Origin of the sequence: Arthrobacter sp. YD4 (assembly GCF_030410515.1) — a bacterium.
Lineage (GTDB): Bacteria > Actinomycetota > Actinomycetes > Actinomycetales > Micrococcaceae > Arthrobacter.
On the sequence record NZ_JAUHHD010000002.1, the window covers coordinates 353,828 to 374,477 of the forward strand.

18 protein-coding genes are annotated in these 20,650 nt (G+C 70.5%); 9 read left to right on the forward strand and 9 right to left on the reverse strand.

Features of this window, described 5'->3' with window-relative positions:
• Nucleotides 1-6 precede the first annotated feature (6 nt).
• The 4 genes from QWJ39_RS06010 (at nt 7) to QWJ39_RS06025 (ending at nt 5,848) form a co-directional block, all read left to right on the forward strand.
• On the forward strand, nt 7-2,667 hold the full coding sequence (locus QWJ39_RS06010; RefSeq protein WP_290256820.1) for a DUF4118 domain-containing protein: 2,661 nt from the start codon (nt 7-9) through the stop codon (nt 2,665-2,667).
• A complete protein-coding gene (locus QWJ39_RS06015) occupies nt 2,664-3,338 on the forward strand; it encodes a response regulator (protein WP_290256821.1) in 675 nt (224 codons plus the stop codon). Before QWJ39_RS06010 ends, QWJ39_RS06015 begins: the two co-directional genes overlap by 4 nt.
• 65 nt (nt 3,339-3,403) lie before the next feature.
• Nucleotides 3,404-3,913 (forward strand): MarR family transcriptional regulator, encoded by a 510-nt coding sequence (locus QWJ39_RS06020; RefSeq protein ID WP_290256822.1) that lies wholly within the window; start codon nt 3,404-3,406, stop codon nt 3,911-3,913.
• Between the two features lie 174 nt (nt 3,914-4,087).
• Nucleotides 4,088-5,848, forward strand: a complete 1,761-nt coding sequence (locus tag QWJ39_RS06025; RefSeq protein ID WP_290256823.1) for a diguanylate cyclase — start codon at nt 4,088-4,090, stop codon at nt 5,846-5,848.
• Between the two features lie 27 nt (nt 5,849-5,875).
• Here QWJ39_RS06025 and QWJ39_RS06030 read toward each other — a convergent pair whose 3' ends face one another.
• Entirely contained in the window at nt 5,876-7,009 is a 1,134-nt protein-coding gene (locus tag QWJ39_RS06030) for an acyl-CoA dehydrogenase family protein (protein WP_290256824.1), read from the reverse strand.
• Between the two features lie 266 nt (nt 7,010-7,275).
• Here QWJ39_RS06030 and QWJ39_RS06035 point away from each other — a divergent pair, with 266 nt between their 5' ends.
• From QWJ39_RS06035 to QWJ39_RS06045, 3 genes are read left to right on the forward strand one after another with little or no spacing between them, the layout of a single operon-like run.
• Nucleotides 7,276-9,030: an AMP-binding protein gene (locus tag QWJ39_RS06035; RefSeq protein ID WP_290256825.1), complete on the forward strand. Its 1,755-nt coding sequence runs from the start codon at nt 7,276-7,278 to the stop codon at nt 9,028-9,030.
• A 5-nt stretch (nt 9,031-9,035) separates the two neighbouring features.
• Nucleotides 9,036-9,545: a MarR family transcriptional regulator gene (locus QWJ39_RS06040; protein ID WP_290257296.1), complete on the forward strand. Its 510-nt coding sequence runs from the start codon at nt 9,036-9,038 to the stop codon at nt 9,543-9,545.
• Nucleotides 9,546-9,596: 51 nt separating this feature from the next.
• Entirely contained in the window at nt 9,597-10,277 is a 681-nt protein-coding gene (locus QWJ39_RS06045) for a class I SAM-dependent methyltransferase (RefSeq protein ID WP_290256826.1), read from the forward strand.
• A 37-nt stretch (nt 10,278-10,314) separates the two neighbouring features.
• Here QWJ39_RS06045 and QWJ39_RS06050 read toward each other — a convergent pair whose 3' ends face one another.
• From QWJ39_RS06050 to QWJ39_RS06080, 7 genes are all read right to left on the reverse strand, one after another.
• Nucleotides 10,315-11,721 carry an EAL domain-containing protein gene (locus QWJ39_RS06050; RefSeq protein WP_290256828.1) on the reverse strand — a complete coding sequence of 469 codons (1,407 nt, stop codon included), beginning with the start codon at nt 11,719-11,721 and terminating at the stop codon, nt 10,315-10,317.
• Between the two features lie 215 nt (nt 11,722-11,936).
• Nucleotides 11,937-12,440 carry a hypothetical protein gene (locus tag QWJ39_RS06055; protein WP_290256829.1) on the reverse strand — a complete coding sequence of 168 codons (504 nt, stop codon included), beginning with the start codon at nt 12,438-12,440 and terminating at the stop codon, nt 11,937-11,939.
• 55 nt (nt 12,441-12,495) lie between these two features.
• On the reverse strand, nt 12,496-13,026 hold the full coding sequence (locus QWJ39_RS06060; protein WP_290256831.1) for a MarR family transcriptional regulator: 531 nt from the start codon (nt 13,024-13,026) through the stop codon (nt 12,496-12,498).
• 192 nt (nt 13,027-13,218) lie between these two features.
• Nucleotides 13,219-13,995 (reverse strand): enoyl-CoA hydratase, encoded by a 777-nt coding sequence (locus tag QWJ39_RS06065; RefSeq protein ID WP_290256832.1) that lies wholly within the window; start codon nt 13,993-13,995, stop codon nt 13,219-13,221.
• Complete coding sequence (gene mmsB, locus QWJ39_RS06070) at nt 13,992-14,972, reverse strand: 3-hydroxyisobutyrate dehydrogenase (protein ID WP_290256833.1); 981 nt, start codon at nt 14,970-14,972, stop codon at nt 13,992-13,994. Before mmsB ends, QWJ39_RS06065 begins: the two co-directional genes overlap by 4 nt.
• A complete protein-coding gene (locus QWJ39_RS06075) occupies nt 14,965-16,026 on the reverse strand; it encodes an enoyl-CoA hydratase/isomerase family protein (RefSeq protein WP_290256836.1) in 1,062 nt (353 codons plus the stop codon). Before QWJ39_RS06075 ends, mmsB begins: the two co-directional genes overlap by 8 nt.
• A 20-nt stretch (nt 16,027-16,046) precedes the next feature.
• Entirely contained in the window at nt 16,047-17,546 is a 1,500-nt protein-coding gene (locus QWJ39_RS06080) for a CoA-acylating methylmalonate-semialdehyde dehydrogenase (protein ID WP_290256837.1), read from the reverse strand.
• A 155-nt stretch (nt 17,547-17,701) separates the two neighbouring features.
• Here QWJ39_RS06080 and QWJ39_RS06085 point away from each other — a divergent pair, with 155 nt between their 5' ends.
• Together QWJ39_RS06085 and QWJ39_RS06090 are read left to right on the forward strand one after the other, a co-directional pair.
• Entirely contained in the window at nt 17,702-18,508 is an 807-nt protein-coding gene (locus QWJ39_RS06085; protein WP_290256838.1) for an exodeoxyribonuclease III, read from the forward strand.
• Between the two features lie 31 nt (nt 18,509-18,539).
• The gene (locus QWJ39_RS06090; protein ID WP_290256839.1) at nt 18,540-19,475 is read left to right on the forward strand and encodes a hypothetical protein; all 936 of its coding nucleotides are present in this window, start codon (nt 18,540-18,542) and stop codon (nt 19,473-19,475) included.
• A 36-nt stretch (nt 19,476-19,511) separates the two neighbouring features.
• Here QWJ39_RS06090 and QWJ39_RS06095 read toward each other — a convergent pair whose 3' ends face one another.
• Nucleotides 19,512-20,570 (reverse strand): LacI family DNA-binding transcriptional regulator, encoded by a 1,059-nt coding sequence (locus tag QWJ39_RS06095; RefSeq protein ID WP_290256840.1) that lies wholly within the window; start codon nt 20,568-20,570, stop codon nt 19,512-19,514.
• Between the last annotated feature and the right edge of the window lie 80 nt (nt 20,571-20,650).

Below are 20,650 nucleotides of genomic sequence, written 5' to 3' on the forward strand. Positions count from 1 at the left end.
GACGGCATGGCACGAGGAACGCTGCGGATCTTCCTGGGGGCCGCGCCCGGCGTCGGGAAAACCTACGAGATGCTCGAAGAGGCCCACCGGCTGGCGCAGCGCGGCACCGACGTCGTCGTAGCCTTCGCCATGGACCACGGCCGCAGCGAGACCCGCGCCCTCTTGGACGGCCTGGAAATCGTGCCGCCGCGCCGCCTCCCCTACCGCGGCACCGAGTTCGAGGAAATGGACCTGGACGCCGTCCTGGCCCGCGCCCCGGAAACCGCGATCGTGGACGAGTACGCCCACTCCAACATCCCCGGCAGCCGCAACCCGAAGCGCTGGCAGGACGTCGACGCGCTGCTGGAGGCCGGCATCGATGTCCTCTCCACCGTCAACATCCAGCACCTGGCCTCGCTCGGGGACGTCGTCAGCGCCATCACCGACGTCCGCCAGGCCGAGACGGTGCCCGACGACGTCGTCCGCCGCGCGGACCAGATCCACCTGGTGGACATCTCTCCGGAGCTGCTGCGGCAGCGGCTGGGCGACGGCAAGATCTACGCCCCCGAGAAGATCGACGCGGCGCTCTCGAACTACTTCCGGGTGGGCAACCTGACCGCGCTGCGGGAACTGGCGCTGCTCTGGCTCGCCGACCGGGTGGATGAGGGCCTGGCCAAATACCGGGCCGAACAGGGCATCGAGGAGAGCTGGCCGGCCCGGGAACGGATCGTCGTGGGACTGACCGGCGGCCCCGAGGGCGAGGTACTGATCCGCCGCGGCGCCCGGATCCTCAACCGGGTCAACGGCGGGGACCTGCTGGCCGTGCACGTCCGGGTGGCTGACGGCGTCGCCAGCGAATCCCCGCAGGCCCTCGAGGCGCAGCGGCACCTGATCCAGGACCTCGGCGGCAGCTACCACACGGTCGCCGGGGAGGACCCGGCCGCGGCGCTGCTGGACTTCGCCCGCAGCGTCAACGCCACCCAGATCGTCGTGGGGATCTCCCGGCGCCGGAAGATCGATTCCCTCGCCGGCTGGCTGCTGGGCGGCGGCGTCGGCACCCGGGTGGTCCGCGACTCCGGCGACATCGACGTGCACATGGTCTCCCACCCGCTGGTGGGCCGCGGCGCCCGCCCCGTCCGGCCCCGGGACCTGGGCCGGATCCGGGTGCTGGTGGGTTTCGCCCTGGCGCTGCTGCTGCCGCCGGCGGTGCAGGCGCTGTTGGTGCTCGACCCGGAGCGGAACGTCGCCACCGTCATGCTGATCCAGCTCAGCGGCTCGGTGGCCGTGGCGCTGGTGGGCGGCCTGTGGCCGGCGATCCTCGCCGCCGTGTTCAGCAGCCTGCTGGTGAACTACTTCTCCACCCCGCCGGTGGGCACGCTGACCATCAGCGACTCGCAGAACCTGCTGGCGCTGCTGGTGTTCGTCGGGGTCTCCGCCGCGGTCGCCGTCGTCGTCGACGTCTCCGCCCGCCGCTCCAAGGAGGCAGCCCGGGCCCGCGCCGAGGCCACCACCCTGGGCGACCTGGCCCGCAACGCCGCGGGCTCTGAGGACACGCTCGCCGCCCTGCTGGAGCAGGCGCTCAGTGTCTTCCAGGTCCGCGCCGCGGCACTCTTCGTCCGGCCCGCGCCCGCGGAGGGCGGCGGAAACTCCGGCGAATGGGAGCTGATCGCCACGGCCGGGTCGCCGGGAAGCGCCGAGACGGCCGACGGCGGTGCGGCCGGGGACAATGTCGAGGAGGTCGGCTCCGGCGCCCGGCTGGTGCTCTACGGCAGGGTGCTCCCGGCGAGCGACCGGCGGCTGCTGGCCGCGTTCGGCGTCCACCTCGAGGCGCAGCTGGAACGCCAGCAGCTGGTGGCCAGCCGGCGGCAGATGCTGCGCCTGGCCGAAAGCAACACCATCCGCACCTCCATCCTGCGCGCCGTCTCCCACGACCTGCGCACGCCCCTGGCCGGCATCAAGCTGGCCGTCGGCGGCCTCCGCCACGACGCGGACCGCTACAGCCCCGAGGAAAGGGAAGAACTGCTGGCCACCATCGAGGAATGCTCGGACCGCCTGGACGCCCTGGTGGGGAACCTGCTGGACATGTCCCGGATCAGCGCCGACGCCGCCCACCCCCTGCTCCGCCCGGTCCGCTGGTTCGACGTCATCCCCGGGGCGCTGCGCGCCGTTCCGCCGGGCCGGGTCCGGGTGGAGCTGCCGCCGAACATGCCCGAGGTCGACGCCGACCCCGGCATGCTGGAGCGTGTGGTGGCCAATGTCGTCGAGAACGCCGTGAAATACGCGCCCGAGGCGGACATCGTCCTGGTCGGCGCCGGCGGCGGCCTGAGCCCCGTGGCGCTGGACGGCCGGCCCGCCGGGGAGCTGCGGATCATCGACCACGGCCACGGCGTCCCGGCCGAACGCGTGCTGGAGATGTTCCGGCCCTTCCAACGGCTCGACGACGCCCCGCAGGCCAGCGGAATCGGCCTGGGCCTGGCCGTGGCGAAGGGCTTCACCGATGCGATGGGCGGCAGCCTCACCGCCGAACCGACGCCCGGCGGCGGCCTGACCATGGTGATCCGGCTGCCGCTCTCCACTGGCGCCCCCTTCGAGCCCGGCCACCGGCAGGCACCGCTGGAACCGCAGTCCACCCTGGACCACCGGGCACACCGCCTGCCCGCCGCCGCGAACCGGACGGAGGCCGGATGACCGCCGTCCTCGTCGTCGACGACGACCCGCACCTGCTCCGGGCACTGCGCATCACGCTGCAGGCGCACGGCTACGACGTCACCACCGCCGCGGACGGGCATTCTGCCCTACTGGCCGCCACCCAGCACCCGTTGGCGCTGGTGATCCTGGACCTGGGCCTGCCGGACCTGGACGGCACCGACGTCCTCCGCGAGCTCCGCACCTGGAGCCAGGCGCCGGTGCTGGTGCTCTCGGCCCGGCACGGCTCCGAGGACAAGGTGGCGGCGCTCGACGCCGGCGCGGACGACTACATCACCAAGCCGTTCGGACTGGACGAGCTGCTGGCCCGGCTCCGCGCCCTGCTGCGCCGCACCGCCGACGTCGACGTCCAGCCGGTGGTCGCCACCGAGGCGTTCACCGTGGACCTCGGCAAGCACCGGGTCACCCGCGGCGGGGAGGACATCCGCCTGACCCCCACCGAGTGGAAAATGCTGGAGGTGCTGGTCCGGAACCCGGAGAAGCTGATCCCGCAGCAGCAGCTGCTCTCCGAGGTCTGGGGCCCGGCGTACGCGAAGGAAACCAACTACCTGCGGGTCTACATGGCGCAGCTGCGGCGCAAGCTCGAGGCGGACCCGGCCGCCCCGCGGCACTTGCTTACGGAGGCGGGGATCGGCTACCGGTTCGTGCCGTAGGCGCCGGACCGGGTGATACGTTTGGGGCCTACGCATGCTTGCCAGTGCGCTACCAAGGGATTCCGATGGATACGCACGACGCAGGCCCCAGTTCCGTTCCCGTACCCGCTGGTGACACGGGTCCCCGCGCACTCAGCGTTCTCGAGGCACTGAGGGAGTACCGGGTGGCCGAGGCCGCCATGCAGCGCCGGACCCGCCCGACCAGGGACATGAACGAATCGGATCTCCTTGCCCTCCGGCATCTTCTGGACGCCGAGGCGGACGGCGCCCAGGTGCGGCAGAAGGACCTCGCCGTTCGCCTGGGAATGAGTTCCGCCGCCGCTACCTCGCTGGTGGACCGCCTCGTCAGGTCCGGGCACATCACCCGCGAACCGGATCCGGCCGATCGCCGGGCGGTCAACCTCCTGCCGATGCCTTCCGCCAGGGTTGCCGTCCGCGAAGCCCTGGGAAACATCCACCCGCTCCTGATCCGTGCCGCGGCGGAGCTGACCCAGCAGGAAGCCGAGACGGTCAAGCGGTTCCTGACGCGGATGCGCGAAGCCGCCGACGCCGTCGCTCCTCCCCTGCGGGGATAACCGCTACCCGGCCAAACCCTGTGGCTGCACCGGCGGGGGTCGGGATGCCCATCCCGGCCCGGGCTGCGCGGCGAGGCCAACGACCATGCCGGGATGGTCGTCCCGGAACTTTACTGTCCCCGTTTTCGTTGTGCCGGTTTTTCGCGGGGCCCCGCCGCCATAGATACTTGGGCAATGAATATTCACAGCGCTCTCGACCGTGAGAACGCGAACCATCCGCCGGCGATGCCGGAGGTCCCCGCCCAGATGCGCGCGGTGCTCAATGGAATTCCGGCGATGGTGGCGTACTGGGACGCGGAGCTGAGGAACCGGCTGGCCAATGATGCCTACCTGTCCTGGTTCGGCGTCGAGGCTCAGCAGCTGTACGGGATGCACATCCGCGAGCTGCTGCACGAGGACGTCTACGCGGCGAACCGCGGGTACATCGACAAGGTTCTTGGCGGCGAGCCGCAACTGTTCAAGCGCACGCTCACCGACGCTGGCGGCGGCACCCGCCACGCCGAGGTCTCCTACATGCCCGATGAGCGCGACGGCGCCGTTCTGGGCTTCTTCGTCATGATCACCGATGTCACGGATCGGGTCCTCGCGGAGCACCGGCAGCGCCGCGACACGGACCGCTACCGCGCCCTGGCCGGCAGCATCCCCGGCGTCTTCGTCCTGCTCTTCGATGCGGATCTCCGCTATCTGATCGCCGAAGGCCAGGAGTTGCACGCCTTCGGTTACCGCCCGGAGGAGCTGGAGGGCCGCCGCATCCACGATGTGCTGGAGGGCTGGCTGGCCGAGGAACTGGAACCCCGCTACCGGGCGGCCCTGGCCGGCGAGGAGGTCGCCTGGACCCGGCGGATCGGCCCCCGCACCTACCGGCTCAAGGCCGGGCCGGTCAACTCCGACGGTGCCACCGCCGGAATGGTGGTGGCCGTGGACGTCACCGAGCGGCTGCAGCAGGAGCAGACCTGGGCGGCGCTGCACGAGATCGCCACCGCCGTGGCCCGCAACGCGGCGCCGGAGGACATCTCGGTGCAGCTCGCGTTTATCCTCAGGGACCTCTTCGCCGTCGACTCCGCCGCCGTGGTCCGCTACACCGGGCCCCTGTCGGCCGAGATCGTGGCCATGGCCCCGGCTATGCCCTCGACGCTGAGCCGGGAGCATGTCTTCGCTCTCACCGACAATTCCGCCACCGTTCGGGTGGCGGTGACGGGGAAGCCCGCCCTGGTTGTGTACGGCACCAAGAGCGGTGGCGTCGCGGAGGGGCAGATGCTCGCCGGCGGCTTCCGATCCGCCGCGGCCGCCCCGATCCGGGTGCACGGCAGCCTCTGGGGCGTAGTGAGCCTGACCTCCAAGTCCAGCACCGGCGTCACCGCGGCCATGTTGGAGCGGCTGGCGCAATTCGCGGAACTGGTGGAAATCGCCATCGGCAACACCGAGGCCCGGGCCCAACTGGAGCGCCAGGCCACCACGGACGAGCTCAGCGGGCTGCCCAACCGCCGCTCCCTGGAGCAGCACCTGGCCCACGAGATCGAGCGGGCCGCCGCCCGCGGCACCCACCTCAGCGCCATCGTGCTGGACATCGACCACTTCAAGAAGGTCAACGACACCTTCGGGCACCTGATGGGCGACGTGGTGCTGGCCGACGTCGCCGCCCGGCTTAGGGCGGTGGCGCGAAAGGATGAAATCGTGGCCCGCTTCGGCGGCGAGGAATTCGTCTGGCTGCTTCCGGAAACCGACGGGGTGGAGGCGTTGCTGGCGGCGGAACGGGCCCGGGTGGCGATCGGCTCCGAACCGTTCGGCGATGTCGGGCACATCACCGTCTCGGCGGGCGTCTGCGAACTGTCCGACGCCGGCAGCCGGGGCCTACTGGCCTGCGCGGACCGGGCACTGTACGCGGCCAAGCACGCCGGCCGCGACCGCAGCGAACGCTACGGCGCGGCCGGCTGACCGGCGCCCCGCCGTCGTCAGCAGGCGTTAGACGAACGCGGATTTCCCGGTGACGGCCCGGGCCACGATCATCGAATTGATCTCGTAGCTGCCCTCGTAGGTGTAGAGGATCTCGGCGTCGCCGAAGAGCTTGGCCATCTCGAAATCGGTGGTGATGCCGTTGCCGCCCAGCAGCGAGCGCCCCATCGCCACGGAGGCGCGGGCCAGGCGGGTGGTGGTGGATTTGGCCATGGCGGCCTGTACCATTTCCAGCTTCCCGTCCTGCTGGATCCGCGCCAGCTGCGCCATCAGGGCCAGCGAGACGCTGGCGTTTCCCAGGATTTCGGCCAGCTGCTGCTGAACCAGCTGGAACCGGGCCAGTTCGCGGCCGAACTGGAACCGCTCCAGCGCGTAGGCACGCGCGATGTCGAAAGCCGCGAGCTGGATGCCGGCGCCCTGCCAGCCCACCCAGGCCCGTGAGTCGCGCAGCAGGTCGTTGGCGCGGGAGAAGCTGGTGGCCCCGGGCAGCAGGTTTTCGGCCGGGATACGGACCTCGTCGAGGACGATGTCCGCGTTCTGCATGATCCGCAGGCCGATCTTGTTGGCGATCTTGGTGGCCGTGTACCCGGGCCGGTCCGTCTCGACGATGAAGCCCTTGATCTGCTGGTCCGCTTCGTCCCGGGCCCAGACCAGCGCGAAGTCGGCGATTGTGCCGGCGCCGATCCAGCGCTTGGCGCCGGTGATCACCCATTCGGACCCGTCCCGCCGCGCCGTCGTCGCCAGTCCCCCGGCGATATCCGAGCCGTGGTCCGGCTCGGTCAGGGCGAACGCGCCCAGCTGTGTGAAGGCGGTCAGCCCGGGCAGCCAGCGGGCCTTCTGCTCCTCAGAGCCGAGCTCGTCGATCATCCCCACGATTAGTTCGTTGTGGATGCCCACCAGCGCCGAGAGCGAGACGTCCGCCCGGGCCACCTCCACGTACATCAGGCCCTTGAACAGCTTCGAGGTCCCGTCCGTCTGGATCCCGCCGAGGCCGTGCTTGCCCAGTTCGGAGAGCAAGCCGAAGGGGAACTCCTCCCGGTTCCAGAAGTCGATCGACGCGGGCCGGATCCGGGTCTGCAGGAACTCCCGGATCTCCTCGTAGCGGCTCCGTTCCGCCGGGGGCAGGAGGTCAGCGATGTACATCAGGTCCGCGTCCGGAAACGGGGGAGCTCCGATGGCTGGTCCGTCGACACTTCGTTGTGGCTGCACGGGCAGGTATCCCTTCGTCGGGTGCCGCCGGCGGCGGCGCAGGCTCTTCCAAACCCTTGGATGTCCTAGTATATTGCACAGTGATATTCGTCACTAGGGGGCGCCGGCAATCACGGACCTCCCGGTGGCGGTGGATATGCCCGGCCAACGGCGGCCGCCACTGGACCGCCGGGCCGCAACCGGCTGTGAAAGGTGCACCCATGACCGTGACTGACGAATTCCGGGCCGCGAGGGACAGGCTGCTCGCCCTGCGCGGGGATTACGAGGCCGCCCGGGACGAGTTCGAATGGCCACGGTTCGAGGAATTCAACTTCGCCCTGGACTGGTTCGACCAGATCGCCGCGGACCCGGAGCGCGGCGCGAAGCCGGCGCTGGTGATCGTGGAACAGGACGGCTCCGCCACCCGCCGCAGCTTCGCCGACCTCTCGGCCCGCTCCGCCCAGGTGGCCAACTGGCTCCGGGCGCAGGGCATCCGCCGCGGGGACCGGATGATCATCATGCTGGGCAACCAAGTGGAGCTCTGGGAGCTGATGCTCGCCGGCATCAAGCTCGGGATCGTCATGATCCCCACCACCACGCTGATGGGCCCGGCGGACCTGCGCGACCGCGTGGAGCGCGGCGGGGCCGGCTGGGCCGCCGTCGGCAGCGCCAACATCGGCAAGTTCGACGGCGTCCCCGGGGACTACCGGCTCATCGAGATCGGCGCGGGCACGGCAGGCACGGGCACCGGCGACGGGACCAGCGACGACGGGAAGAAGGACGCCCTGCGGTACGCCGACGCCGACGGCGCCCCGCTGGAGTTCACCCCGGACGCCCCCACCCGGGCCGACGAGACGCTGCTGCTCTACTTCACCTCCGGCACCACCTCCAAGGCCAAGCTGGTGGAGCACACCCACACCTCTTACCCGGTGGGGCACCTGTCCACCATGTTCTGGATCGGCATGGAACCGGGCGACGTGCACCTGAACGTCGCCTCCCCCGGCTGGGCCAAGCACGCCTGGTCCAACGTCTTCACCCCGTGGATCGCCGAGGCCTGCGTCTTCATCTACAACTACGACCGCTTCGACGCCAAGGCCCTGATGGAGCAAATGGACCGCGAGAAGGTCACCAGCTTCTGCGCACCGCCCACGGTCTGGCGGATGCTGATCCAGGCGGACCTGACCCTGCTGCAAAACCCGCCCACCAAGGTGGTCTCCGCCGGCGAACCGCTCAACGCCGAGGTCATCGACCAGGTCAACCGGGCCTGGGGCCAGACCATCCGGGACGGCTTCGGCCAGACCGAAACCACCGTGCAGATCGCCAACACCCCCGGCCAGCCAATCAAGATCGGCGCCATGGGCAAGCCGCTGCCGGGCTACGACGTCGTCCTGGTCGACCCGGCCACCGGCGAGGAGGGCGACGACGGCGAGCTCTGCCTGCGCCTGGATCCCCGCCCGGTGGGCCTGATGAAGGCCTACTACGGCGACCCCGAGAAGACCGCCGAGGCCTTCCGCGACGGCTACTACCACACGGGCGACATGGCCAGCCGGGACGAGCGCGGGATCATCACCTACGTCGGCCGCGGCGACGACGTGTTCAAATCCTCGGACTACCGGCTCTCCCCGTTCGAGCTGGAGAGTGTCCTGATCGAACACCCCGCGGTGGCCGAGGCCGCCGTCGTCCCCTCCCCCGACGCGCTCAAGCTCTCCGTCCCCAAGGCGTTCGTAGTGCTGGCCTCCGGCCACCAGCCGGGGCCGGAGCTGGCCGAGGACATCCTGCGCTACTGCCGCGACCACCTGGCCCCCTTCAAGCGGATCCGTCGGCTGGAGTTCGCCGAGCTGCCCAAGACCATCTCCGGCAAGATCCGCCGGGTGGAGCTGCGGCACAGCGAAGAACTGCGCCACGGCAACGGGACGCCGCCGGAGGGACTGGGCACGGAGTACTCCGAGGCGGACTTCCCGGGGCTGAAGGGCTAGCCGTGGTGGGCGCCCCACTGCCGCGCGATCCGATTGCCGACGCCCGGCGGAACTGGGAGCGGCACGGTTGGTCCGACGTCGCCGCTCCCATGGCGGCGATCACCGCGATCATGCGCACCCAGCAGATCCTGCTGGCCCGGATCGAGGCAGTACTCAAGCCGTTCGGGCTGACCTTTGCCCGGTACGAGCTGCTGGCCCTGCTCAGTTTCGCCCGCAGCGGGGCGCTGCCCATGAACAAGGCCAGCGCCCTGCTGCAGGTCCACCCCACCTCGGTGACCAACGCCGTGGACCGGCTGCAGGAAGCCGGCCTGGTACTCCGCTCACCGCACCCCACCGACGGGCGCACCACCCTGATCGAACTCACCTCGGGCGGGCGGACGCTGGCGAAGCGGGCGACGGCGGCACTGAACGGCGAGGTGTTCGCGCAGTCAGGCTTCGGCACCGAGGACGTGGACGCGCTGATCCGGATCCTGGGCGACTTCCGGCGCGGGGCCGGGGACTTCACGGATCCCTAGGGAGTCGTAAACGGGCCAAAAAGAGGTGGCGGCCAGGACCCCTACACTGGATTGACCACCGGATTCCGCCCCCGCGACGAGCAGCCCAAGGAGAGCCGCATGGACTACGACGAATCGTTCTGGGACGAACGGTACCGGCAGCACGGCCTGCACGGTTCGGTCTGGAGCGGCCAGCCCAATCCCCAGCTCGTCGCCGAGGTGGCCGGGCTGGAACCGGGCTCAGCGCTCGACGTCGGCGCGGGCGAGGGAGCGGACGCCGCCTGGCTGGCCCGGCACGGCTGGCGGGTGACCGCCGTCGATATCTCCTCGGTGGCACTTTCCCGCGCCGCCGACGCCGTCCGGGACGATCCGGCCACGGCCTCCCGCATCACCTGGCAGCACGCGGACCTGACGGTGGCCCCGCCGCCGGCCGGGACCTTCGATCTGGTCTCCGCCCAGTACCTGCACCTGCCGCCTGAGCAGCGCCCGGACGTGTACCAGCGCCTCGCCGCCTCGGTGGCGCCCCGCGGGACCCTGCTGATCGTTGGCCACCACCCCTCGGACCTCGAGACGAGCGTCCGCCGGCCCTCCCTGCCGGGGCTGCTGTTCACCGCCGAGCAGATCGCCGCGGAGCTGGACGGGGAGGACTGGGAAGTCGTCACCTGCGCGGCGCGGGCCCGGGCGGCGTCCGATGCCGAGGGCACGCCGGTGACGGTGCACGATGCGGTGTTGCGCGCGCGCCGGAGGCCCTGAGCCGCTTCCGGCCCCTTCTTTGTCCGCCCGCGCGGCGTCAGCGGGAGAGCGCGTCGCCCGATCCGAGGTCACCCGAGCCCCGGTCACCGGAGCCAAGATCCCCGGAGCCCCGGCCGGAGGAGCCGCCCCATTGCGCCCAGTCCCCCGGGTTCACGGACGGCCGGCCCAGATGGTACCCCTGCGCCGCGGCCATCCCGAGGGCGGTGACGGCCCTCAGCTCGGCGTCCGTCTCCACACCCTCGGCCAGCAGGGAGGCGCCGATCTCGGCCGCAAACCCCACCATGGCGGCACCCAGGGCACGGTGGGCGGTCTCGGAGTCGATGTCCCGCACAATGGCGCGGTCCAGCTTGATCAGGTCCGGGGTGAGCTTGATGATGTGCCGCATCGAGGCGAAGCCCGAGCCGGCGTCGTCGATCGCTACCCGCAGGCCCGCCGCCCGCACCGGGGCCAGCGCGTTGGAGAGCGCGGCGTAGTCGTTGACCTCCTGGCGCTCGGTCACCTCGATCACAACCCTGGCGGGGGCGATCGGTGCCTGCCAGAGGACCTCGTGCACGGCGGGATCGAGGCAGGCCTCCGGGGACAGGTTCACCGCCACGTACAGCTCCGCAGGGAGTCCCCGGGCCGCCTGCAGCGCAGTGCGCAGCGCCAGCAGCTCCAGTTCCACCCCGAGCCCCACGGAGGATGCCTGGACGAACCACGCCTCGGGCGAGGTGCCCTCCGAGGCGGGGAAACGGCTCAGCGCCTCGACGCCCACCACCCGGCCGGAGGCGAGGCAGCGGATGGGCTGGAAGGCGGTGACGAGGCGGGCCGCGGCGAGCTGCTCGGAGACCCGGCGGCGGACCTGTTCGGACTCATACGCGGTGGACGGCAGGTCCTCGACGGCGCGGGCCATGCCCTCGAAGCCGGCGGGGTTCCCGGCGTCGTCGAGGACGGCCTCCCCGGTCACCTCCATCAGGACGCCGGTGCCGTTGCGGTGCCGGCAGACCAGCACCAGCCCGGTGAAGGTCCGGTCGTCACCGGCGGCCGGCTGGGCCCGCAGCGCCGTCGCCAGATCGGAGGGGTCCAGGACCAGGCCGATCGGACTGCCCACGAGCTCCTCGGGGGCGTAGCCGGTGAGCTGTTCGCACATCGGGCTGGAGAAGGTGATGGAGCCCGCGCTGTCCACGGCCCAGAGCCACTCGCGGCTGACCCGGAACATGGTGCGGACCTGCCGGGAGGAGCGGCTGGCCTGGAGCCGCTCGGCGCGGCGCTGCCGGGTGATGCGCACGGCCGAGTACACCACGATCGGAACGAAGGAGAGCAGCACCGCGTCCAGGACCCACTGCCAGCGCGCCGCGTCCTCCAGCGGCTCGATGCCCAGCAGGGAGGGGATGCGGACCACCAGGGCCAGGACCAGGTCGACGGCCACGATGAGGCCCAGCCACGCACCGGGCGGCAGCCCCATCCGGGTTTGCGGCCGTGACCGGTGGTGCACCTGATCCGGCTGCCTGACCATAGCTATGACGTCCCCTCCAACCCAAAAGTTGCGGCAATCTTGTCACATATAGGCAAGATTGCCGGAATGGCGCGGCCGGGTTCGGAAAACGTTCACCAACGCGGTCCGGCCTGACCCCGTCGATGGCGACGGGCCGTCAGGCCGGATACGTGGTGTTAGGGCGTTTAGGCCAGCATGTCTTCGAGCTCGGCGGCGCTGATGCCGGCGGCGACGCCGAGGCCTGAGCGCTCGGCACCAGCCTGGTCCGCGGCACGGACGGCGGTGGCGAGGGCCGCCTGGGCGGCGTCCATCTCCCACTGCAGGCTCTCCAGTCTGCCGGAGGCGGCGCGGACGGCGGCCAGCGGATCCGCAACCGGGGCTACGTCCTGGCGGAAGCCGCACGGGCAGACCCACTCACCCAGGCCGGTGTGGAACTGCGCCCAGGGCAGGGAGGCATCGGGGTCAGGCGACATGGACATCTCAGCGCCGCAGTGCGACGGCGCCTCGGACGAGGCGGTGCGCTCCTTGGCCTTCGGGGTGCCCTGCCCGGCGAAAGGCTCATCCATGTTCACGCTAAAGTCAGCCACCGGAGCCTGGGCGGCCTTCGGGGCCGACGTCGTTCCGTCTGCCGCTGCGCCGCGGCCGGAGTCCGGTTCTTCGGAGGTCTTGCGTTCGATTACAGCAGTCATTCGATCCATCGCCTCTAGATAGCTAGCTAATTACCTAGCTAGACTATCTAGTTTCCTAGCTTTGTCCAGCGGAGACGAGATCGGGGTGTTCGGCATCCACCGTATCAACTGCCTCGCGCATCCGCTGCAGGAAGAAGGTGACCGCCTCGGCCTGTTCCGGCGTCAGCGATTCGGCCACCTCGATCATGCGCTGGTGCATTTGGCTGAGCGTGTGCCGCACCTCTTCGTCGGCCCCGGGGGTGGGCCGCAGAATGATGGCCCGGCGGTCCACCGGATGCGGCTCACGGGTGACGAACCCGCCGCTGACCATCCGGTCCACCAGGGCCGTCATGGAGGCCGACGTCATGCCCAGGCGTGCGGCAAGTTCCTTGGGGCGGATGCCGTGCCCGGCCTTTTCGGCGTCGAGCAGGTAGCGCAGCGCCAGCAGGTCCGTCTCCCCCATGGCCATGGAGGAGCGGGTCCGGCGGCGCATGGCCGTCTCGGAGGCCCGGTATTCCCTGAGCGCATTCAAGACCCGCACGGCGGTGGCTCGTCGGCTCTCGTCGGGCGGGTACCAGTAACCTTCTCCGGTACCTAGAGGTTTCATCGCGAAATTCCTTGATCGCCTAGATGTACGACAGTCTAAGGAATAGATGGTAGCCGAGATCGGCCCCGGGTTCCAGACCGTGCCGTCCGGCGCGCGGGTCGGGAAACGCGAAAGCCGCCCCGCGACGTGGGCGGGGCGGCTGCGTCCGCCGTGTGGAGAGCAGGCGGTGTGGAGCGTCAGTGCTGCGGTGCGTCAGCGGTGGCTGAAGTCCGGCTGGCGCTTCTCGCTGAACGCCGCCATGCCCTCCTTCTGGTCTGCCGTGGCGAAGAGGGAATGGAAGATGCGGCGTTCGAACAGGACGCCCTGGGCCAGGCCCGTCTCGAAAGCCGCATTGACCGCCTCCTTGGCCACCATCGCAACCGGCTTGGATTTCGCCGCGATGACCTCGGCGGCCTTCAGGGCCTCCGCCACGACGTCGTCGGCGGGTACCACCCTGGAGACCAGCCCGGAGCGTTCGGCCTCGGCGGCATCCATCATGCGGCCGGTGAGGACCATATCCATGGCTTTGGCCTTGCCGACCGCACGGGTGAGGCGCTGAGAGCCGCCCATCCCCGGGATCACGCCCAGATTGATCTCCGGCTGGCCGAACTTGGCGTTGTCCCCGGCGATGATGATGTCGCACATCATGGCCAATTCGCAGCCGCCGCCGAGCGCGAAGCCGGAGACGGCGGCGATCAGCGGGATCCGCAGCCGGGTCAGGTCCTCCCAGCCGCGGAACCAGTCGGAGGCGTACATGTCCATGTAGTCCTTGGACTGCATCTCCTTGATGTCGGCGCCGGCGGCGAAGGCCTTGGCGGAACCGGTGAGCACGACGGCACCGACCTCCGGGTCGGTATCCATCGCGGAAACCGCCGCGACGACCTCGTCCAGGGTGGCTTTGTTCAGGGCATTGAGCGCCTGTGGCCGGTTGAGCGTCACGAGGCCCACGCGGCCGCGGCGCTCCACCAGAATGTTTGCGTAGTCGGTCATGCCTGTCCCCTCGGCTGTTCTGATTTGTCCCGGATGTCGGTGATGATGCCGGAGAAGTCCCGCCCGGCACCGCCTTCCGCGGCAAAAGTATCGTAGATTTCGGAGGCCATCGGTCCCAGCTGGGCGGCCACGCCGGTGCTCTCGAGGGCGTTCAGGGCCAGTTTCAGGTCCTTGGCCATCAGCGCTCCGGCGAATCCGGGCTGGTAGTCCCGGTTGGCGGGGCTGGTGGGCACCGGGCCGGGCACCGGGCAGTTGGTGGTGAGCGCCCAGCACTGCCCGGAGGCCGCTGACGCCACGTCGAAGAGGGCCTGGTGTGTCAGCCCGAGCTTCTCGCCGAGGACGAAGGCCTCGCTGACGGCGATCATGGAGATGCCCAGGATCATGTTGTTGCAGATCTTGGCGGCCTGGCCGGCGCCGTGGGCACCGCAGTGCACCACCCGCTTGCCCATCACCTCGAGCATCGGCCGCACGGCCTCAAAGTCATCCGGGTCGGCGCCCACCATGAAGGTCAGCGTCCCGGCTTCGGCGCCCACGACGCCGCCGGAGACGGGGGCGTCGACGGCCCGGTGGCCGGCCTCCACCGCCAGGGCCGAGGCCTCCCGCGCCTCGTCGACGTTGATGGTGGAGCAGTCCAGGAACATGGTCCCCGGGCGGGCTGCGGCCAGCAGGCCCGGTTGGCCCTGCTGTCCCGGCCCGCCGGAGGTGCCCCGGTAGGCGTCCAGGAGGTGCTTGCCGCTGGGCAGCATGGTCAGCACGACGGCGGCCCCGGCGACGGCGTCCGCCGCGGTGTCCGCCGTGGCGATGCCGTGCGCCCGCGCCGCTTCCAGGGCGGCCGGGACGAGGTCGTAGCCTGTCACCGTGTACCCGGCCTTGACCAGGTTCACCGCCATCGGGCCGCCCATGTGCCCCAGGCCCAGGAAGGCAATGGGGCCGATGGGCGCGCCGGGCTGCACCCCGCCGGTCGGTGTTTCAGACATTGTCGCGCTCCTTCGTCAGTTCCAGTTCGCGGTCGCCCAGCGGGGCGAAACAGGCGTCGACGTCGGCGTCGCTCACCTCGTCCAGGCTGGCCGGCTGCCAGTGCGGGGTCCGGTCCTTGTCGATGACCTGGGCCCGGATGCCCTCGCGGAAGTCAGGTCCGTCCAGAAAACGGAGGCCCACCCGGTATTCCTGTTCCAGCGCGCCCGCCAGGTCCAGTCCGGCGGCGCGGCGCAGCGACGCGAGCGTGACCTTGACGGCCATCGGGGATTTCGTCTCGATGGTGTCCGCGACGCCGACGGCCTCCCCGCCGACGGTGCGCAGCCGGCGAACGATCTCCCCGGCGTCGTTCCCGGCGTAACACGCGTCTATCCACTCGCGCTGCGCGGCCAGCACCGAGGCCGGTGCAGGCTCGGCGACGCGGGCGACCGCGTCGGCCACGGGCCCGGTTTCCAGCGCGGCGGCGAGCTCGTCCAGCCGGTCCGACGGGACGAAGGTGTCCGCAAGGCCCAGGAAGATCGCGTCAGCCCCGTTCAGGTGGGCCCCGGTCAGGGCCGCGTGGGTGCCTGTCTCCCCCGGCGAGCGGGAGAGCAGGAACGTCCCGCCGACGTCGGGGACGAACCCGATGGTGGTCTCCGGCATGCCGGTGCGGGTCCGCTCGGTGACGATCCGGACCGAACCGTGCGCGGAGATGCCCACGCCGCCGCCCAGGACCAGGCCGTCCATGAACGCGATGTAGGGCTTGGGGTACTCCGCGATCAGCAGGTTGAGCCGGTACTCGACGGCCCAGAAATCCGCGGTGGCGTGGCCGGAGTCGGCCATGTCCCGGTAGATGGCCACGATGTCCCCGCCCGCGCAGAGTCCGCGGTCACCGGCGCCCCGCACCAGGACGGCGGCGACGTCGTCGTCCGTCGCCCAGTCCGTGAGCGTCTCCAGCATGGCCGCGGCCATGCCGGCGGTGAGCGCGTTGACGGCCCTGGGCCGGTTCAGGGTGACGACGCCGAGCCGGCCGCGGCGCTCGAACAGGACCTCTGCGGCCGGTTCCGTGGTTGCCACGGCGGCCGCCTGCCCCGCCATCAGCTGCCTTCCGGCATCACGAAGCTGGCGCCCTGGCGGATGCCGGAGGGCCAGCGCGTGGTGACGGTCTTGGTCTTGGTGTAGAAACGGAAGGCGTCGGCACCGTGCTGGTTGAGGTCGCCGAAACCGGAGGCCTTCCAGCCGCCGAAGGTGTAGTAAGCGATCGGGACCGGGATGGGGACGTTGATGCCCACCATGCCCACCTGGACGCGGCTGGCGAAGTCGCGGGCGGCGTCGCCGTCGCGGGTGAAGATGGCCACGCCGTTGCCGAACTCGTGCTCGCTGCACAGGCGCAGCGCCTCGTCGTAGCTCTCCGCGCGGAGCACGCTGAGGACCGGGCCGAAGATCTCTTCCTTGTAGATCGACATGTCCTTGGTGACGTTGTCGAACAGGGTGGGGCCCACCCAGAAGCCGCCCTCGTAGCCCTCCACCGCGAGTCCGCGGCCGTCGGCCAGCAGGGTGGCGCCGGACTCGACGCCGGCGGCGATGTAGCCCTCGATCCGTTCCTTGGCGGAGGCGGCCACGACGGGCCCGAAGTCGGAGTCCTTGGCCAGGCTGTGGCCCACCTTCAGGTCGGCGATCCGCTCCTGCAGCTTGGCTACCAGCGCATCGCCGGTTTCCTTGCCGACGGGCACGGCGACGGAGATGGCCATGCAGCGCTCGCCCGCGGAACCGAACCCGGCGCCGATCAGGGCGTCCGCGGCCATGTCCAGGTCAGCGTCCGGCATGATCACCATGTGGTTCTTCGCGCCGCCGAAGCACTGGGCGCGCTTGCCGTGCGCCGCGGCGGTGGCGTAGATGTACTGGGCGATTGGGGTGGATCCGACGAAGCCGATGGCCTGCACGCGCGGGTCCTCCAGCAGCGCGTCCACCGCTTCCTTGTCCCCGTTGACCACGTTGAACACGCCGTCGGGCAGCCCGGCCTCGGTGAAGAGTTCGGCGAGCCGCAGCGGCACCGAGGGGTCCCGTTCGGAGGGCTTGAGGACGAAGGAGTTGCCGGCGGCCAGTGCGGGGCCGGATTTCCAGAGCGGGATCATGGCCGGGAAGTTGAACGGGGTGATGCCGGCGACGACGCCGAGCGGCTGGCGGAGCGAGTGGACGTCGATGCCGGTGCCGGCGCTGTCGGAGAACTCGCCCTTGAGCAGGTGCGGGGCCCCGGCGGAGAACTCCACCACCTCGATGCCGCGCTGGATGTCACCCTTGGCGTCCAGGAAGGTCTTGCCGTGTTCGGAGGAGAGCAGGGTGGCCAGTTCGTCCATGTTCTCGTTAACCAGGTCCACGAACTTCAGCAGGATCCGCGCCCGGCGCTGCGGGTTCATGGCCGCCCACTCGAGCTGGCCCTTCTCGGCGTTGGCCACGACGTTGCGGACCTCCTCCGCGCTGGCCAGCGGCAGCCGGGCCTGCACCTCCCCGGTGCAGGGATCGTAGACGTCGCTGAAACGACCGGACGTGCCGTCGACGTGCTGGCCGCCGACGTAATGGGAAAGCTCACGAACCATGAGGGAATGCTCCTTTGCATGTGACCTAGATCATCTCGAACCCGAATATACTCGGACTTCCTAGTAATCTCCAGAGCCACCGCGGGCCGCGCTGCGGCGTCGTCGGGCGCCCCGCCCCGCCCCCGCCGTCGGCCGCATTGGGTAAGTTAGGGTCTGTGAAGATTGCTACCTGGAATGTGAACTCCCTCCGTGCCCGCGCCGACCGTGTGGAGGCCTGGCTGCAGCGCAGCGACTGCGACGTGCTGGCCATCCAGGAAACCAAGTGCAAGGACGAGAATTTCCCCTGGGAGCTCTTTGAGCGCATGGGCTACGAGGTGGCCCACTTCGGCCTTAGCCAGTGGAACGGCGTGGCCATCGCCTCCCGGGTGGGCCTGGACGACGTCGAACGCACCTTCATGGACCAGCCCGCCTTCGGCAAGGGCGGCAAGGATGAGACCCAGGAGGCCCGCGCGATCGGCGCCACCTGCGGCGGCGTGCGGGTCTGGAGCCTCTACGTCCCCAACGGCCGCGCCCTCGACGATGAACACATGCCGTACAAGCTCAGCTGGCTGGACACGCTTCGGTCCCACGCCGAGGGCTGGGTCAAGGCGGACCCGGCCGCACAGATCGCACTGATGGGCGACTGGAACATCGCCCCGCACGATGAGGACGTCTGGGACATCGACTACTTCCGCTCCGCGGGCCTCACGCACGTCAGCGAGCCCGAGCGCGCCGCGTTCCGCGCCTTCGAGGACGCCGGGTACACCGACGTCGTCCGCCCGCACACCCCCGGCCCGGGCGTCTACACCTACTGGGACTACACGCAGCTGCGCTTCCCAAAGAAGGAAGGCATGCGGATCGACTTCGTCCTGGCCTCCCCCGCGCTGGCCGCCCGCGTCACCGGCGCGGCGATCGACCGCGAGGAACGCAAGGGCAAGGGCGCCTCCGACCATGCGCCCGTGCTCGTGGACCTGGCCAACTGATGACCGGGCGCCGGGGAACCGCGGGACAGCGATGACGGGCAACCTCTACCGCGGCCAGGCCGGGTTGCCGTTCTCCTCGGCGCTACGCGTCTACGAGCCCTTGGAGGCCTTCCCCGCCGCGCAGCGCGAGGCCCTGCAGCAGGCCGGCGAGCGGGGCGAGACCCGTGCGGCGGTGGAAAACGCCGAACTGCAGGCCTCCCTGGGGCGGATCACCCGGGCCGACGGGGATCCCTTCCCCACCGGGCAGACGGACCTGGTGCGCGTGCTGGCGGTCACCGCCTCCGGTGCCGCGCCCCGCGGCGCCGGGAGCCTCGACGGCGGCGCCGCGGCCGCCTCCGCCGCCTCGGCTCCACACTCCGCGACGGCGCCGGCGCGGCTGCTGTACTGCCCCAGCCAGCTGGTGCTGCGGGCCGGCCTCGCCGCGAACGCCCTGATGGAAGGCATCCACGGCCAGCTGGCCCAGCTGCTGATCCCGGAGGACGTCCGCGACCGGCACCAGGAACGGATCGACCAGGTCAAGGCCCGCGAGGGCTCGGTCCGCGTGCACACCCGGGCCTCCACCTGGGGTATCCCGTTCAGCTGGTTCTGCCTGTTTCAGGAATCCGATCCCACCGACGTGGTCGAAGCCGACGGGCGGATCGTCACCGTGCGGATCCGGGCGTCCCTGGCCGCGGCCACGGACCGGGCACGGACCGCCGTCGCGCACCTGGCGCTGGCCGCCCCGGAGCTGGACATGCTCGAGGACCTGACCCAGCTGACCGAATGGCTGGAGCTGTTCCACCCGGACTCGGTAGTGGAGCTGGATTACGGCGCCGTGGCGGACAAGGTCTACCCGGACGAATCGCCGCTGGATGTGCGGCTGGGCATCGAGTGCCTGGCCGAGGGGGACATGACCGGCGCCGCCGCGGCCTACCGGCGGCTGGCCTCCCGCTGGATCCCGATCCGGCAGCTGGCCCGCGCCTCCTAGCGGCAGGGCAACACGTCCGGACCCTGTTCCCGTGCCCTACGCCTTCGCGCGGGGCGGCGCCGTCGAACTCCGGACGATCAGCGTGTGCGGCGCTACGGTGGAGCGCACCGCGCCGGCGACGCCGTCGAGCTCGTCCAGCAGCATGCGGGTGGCGAGCTCGGCCTGGTCGTCCGGGTGCTGCGCGACGGTGGTGAGGCCGACGCTGGCGGAGAATTCGTGGTCATCGATGCCCACCACGGACAGGTCCTCGGGGATCCGGACGCCGGCCTGGTTCGCGGCAAACATCAGGCCCATGGCCATCTCGTCGCTGGCGCAGAAGACGGCGGTGGGCTTGGGGCCGGGGCGGTGCCACAGCCGCTGGAAGGCTTCCTGGCCGCTGCGGACGGTGAAGTCACCCCATTCGTCCCATTCGGACCGGACCGGCAGGCCGGCCTCGGCCATGACGTCGTGGAAGGCCCGGATGCGGACCCGGGGGACATCGAAGTTCAGGTCGGTCTCGTCGTCGCCGTGCAGCAGGGCGATGTCCCGGTGGCCGATGTCGATCAGGTGCCGCACCGCGGTGGAGGCTGCGGCGTAGTCGTCGATCCCGATGTAAGGGCAGCCCTCCACGTGGCCGCCCACCACCACCAGCGGGATGTCGATCTTCTGCAGATGGTCCAGCTCGTCCTCGCTGAGCGCCATACAGAGCACCAGCAGTGCGTCGATCTGCTTGTAGACCATGGTTTTGCTGAAGAGCCGCTCGCGCCGGCTGCCGTGGCCGCCGAGGTTGAACAGCGAGAGGTTGTATTGCCGGCCGTGGAGTTCGCGGTCCGCGCCCTCGATGGCCTTGGAGAAGAACCAACGGCTGACGAAGGGGGCGAGGACACCGATGGTGCGGGTACGGCCCGTGGCCAGGCCCGACGCCGATGACGACGCCACGTAGCCGAGGGTCTCGGCGATATCCAGGATCTTCTCCCGGGTGGCGGGCGAGACGCGGGGCAGGCCGCGGACGGCGCGGGAGACGGTGGCGGTGGAGACGCCGGCCGCGGCCGCGACGTCCTCAATGCTGACGCCGGTATGGCCGCCGCGCTGCGCCCTGTCTGTTGTCCGTCCCACCATTTCCCCTTCGGCCGGCCGCGCGGGCGTCCGGCGGGGCAGCCCCCATGGCTGCCCGTTTCAATTCTTGATCCTGCGCG

What these genes read in the sequence shown, in the direction of transcription:
- QWJ39_RS06010 (WP_290256820.1), top strand. Translation starts at nt 7, where the DNA reads ATGGCACGAGGAACGCTGCGGATCTTCCTGGGGGCCGCGCCCGGCGTC.
- QWJ39_RS06015 (WP_290256821.1), top strand. Translation starts at nt 2,664, where the DNA reads ATGACCGCCGTCCTCGTCGTCGACGACGACCCGCACCTGCTCCGGGCA.
- QWJ39_RS06020 (WP_290256822.1), top strand. Translation starts at nt 3,404, where the DNA reads ATGGATACGCACGACGCAGGCCCCAGTTCCGTTCCCGTACCCGCTGGT.
- QWJ39_RS06025 (WP_290256823.1), top strand. Translation starts at nt 4,088, where the DNA reads ATGAATATTCACAGCGCTCTCGACCGTGAGAACGCGAACCATCCGCCG.
- QWJ39_RS06030 (WP_290256824.1), bottom strand. Translation starts at nt 7,009, where the DNA reads ATGTACATCGCTGACCTCCTGCCCCCGGCGGAACGGAGCCGCTACGAG.
- QWJ39_RS06035 (WP_290256825.1), top strand. Translation starts at nt 7,276, where the DNA reads ATGACCGTGACTGACGAATTCCGGGCCGCGAGGGACAGGCTGCTCGCC.
- QWJ39_RS06050 (WP_290256828.1), bottom strand. Translation starts at nt 11,721, where the DNA reads ATGGGGCTGCCGCCCGGTGCGTGGCTGGGCCTCATCGTGGCCGTCGAC.
- QWJ39_RS06055 (WP_290256829.1), bottom strand. Translation starts at nt 12,440, where the DNA reads ATGACTGCTGTAATCGAACGCAAGACCTCCGAAGAACCGGACTCCGGC.
- QWJ39_RS06060 (WP_290256831.1), bottom strand. Translation starts at nt 13,026, where the DNA reads ATGAAACCTCTAGGTACCGGAGAAGGTTACTGGTACCCGCCCGACGAG.
- QWJ39_RS06065 (WP_290256832.1), bottom strand. Translation starts at nt 13,995, where the DNA reads ATGACCGACTACGCAAACATTCTGGTGGAGCGCCGCGGCCGCGTGGGC.
- mmsB (WP_290256833.1), bottom strand. Translation starts at nt 14,972, where the DNA reads ATGTCTGAAACACCGACCGGCGGGGTGCAGCCCGGCGCGCCCATCGGC.
- QWJ39_RS06080 (WP_290256837.1), bottom strand. Translation starts at nt 17,546, where the DNA reads ATGGTTCGTGAGCTTTCCCATTACGTCGGCGGCCAGCACGTCGACGGC.
- QWJ39_RS06090 (WP_290256839.1), top strand. Translation starts at nt 18,540, where the DNA reads ATGACGGGCAACCTCTACCGCGGCCAGGCCGGGTTGCCGTTCTCCTCG.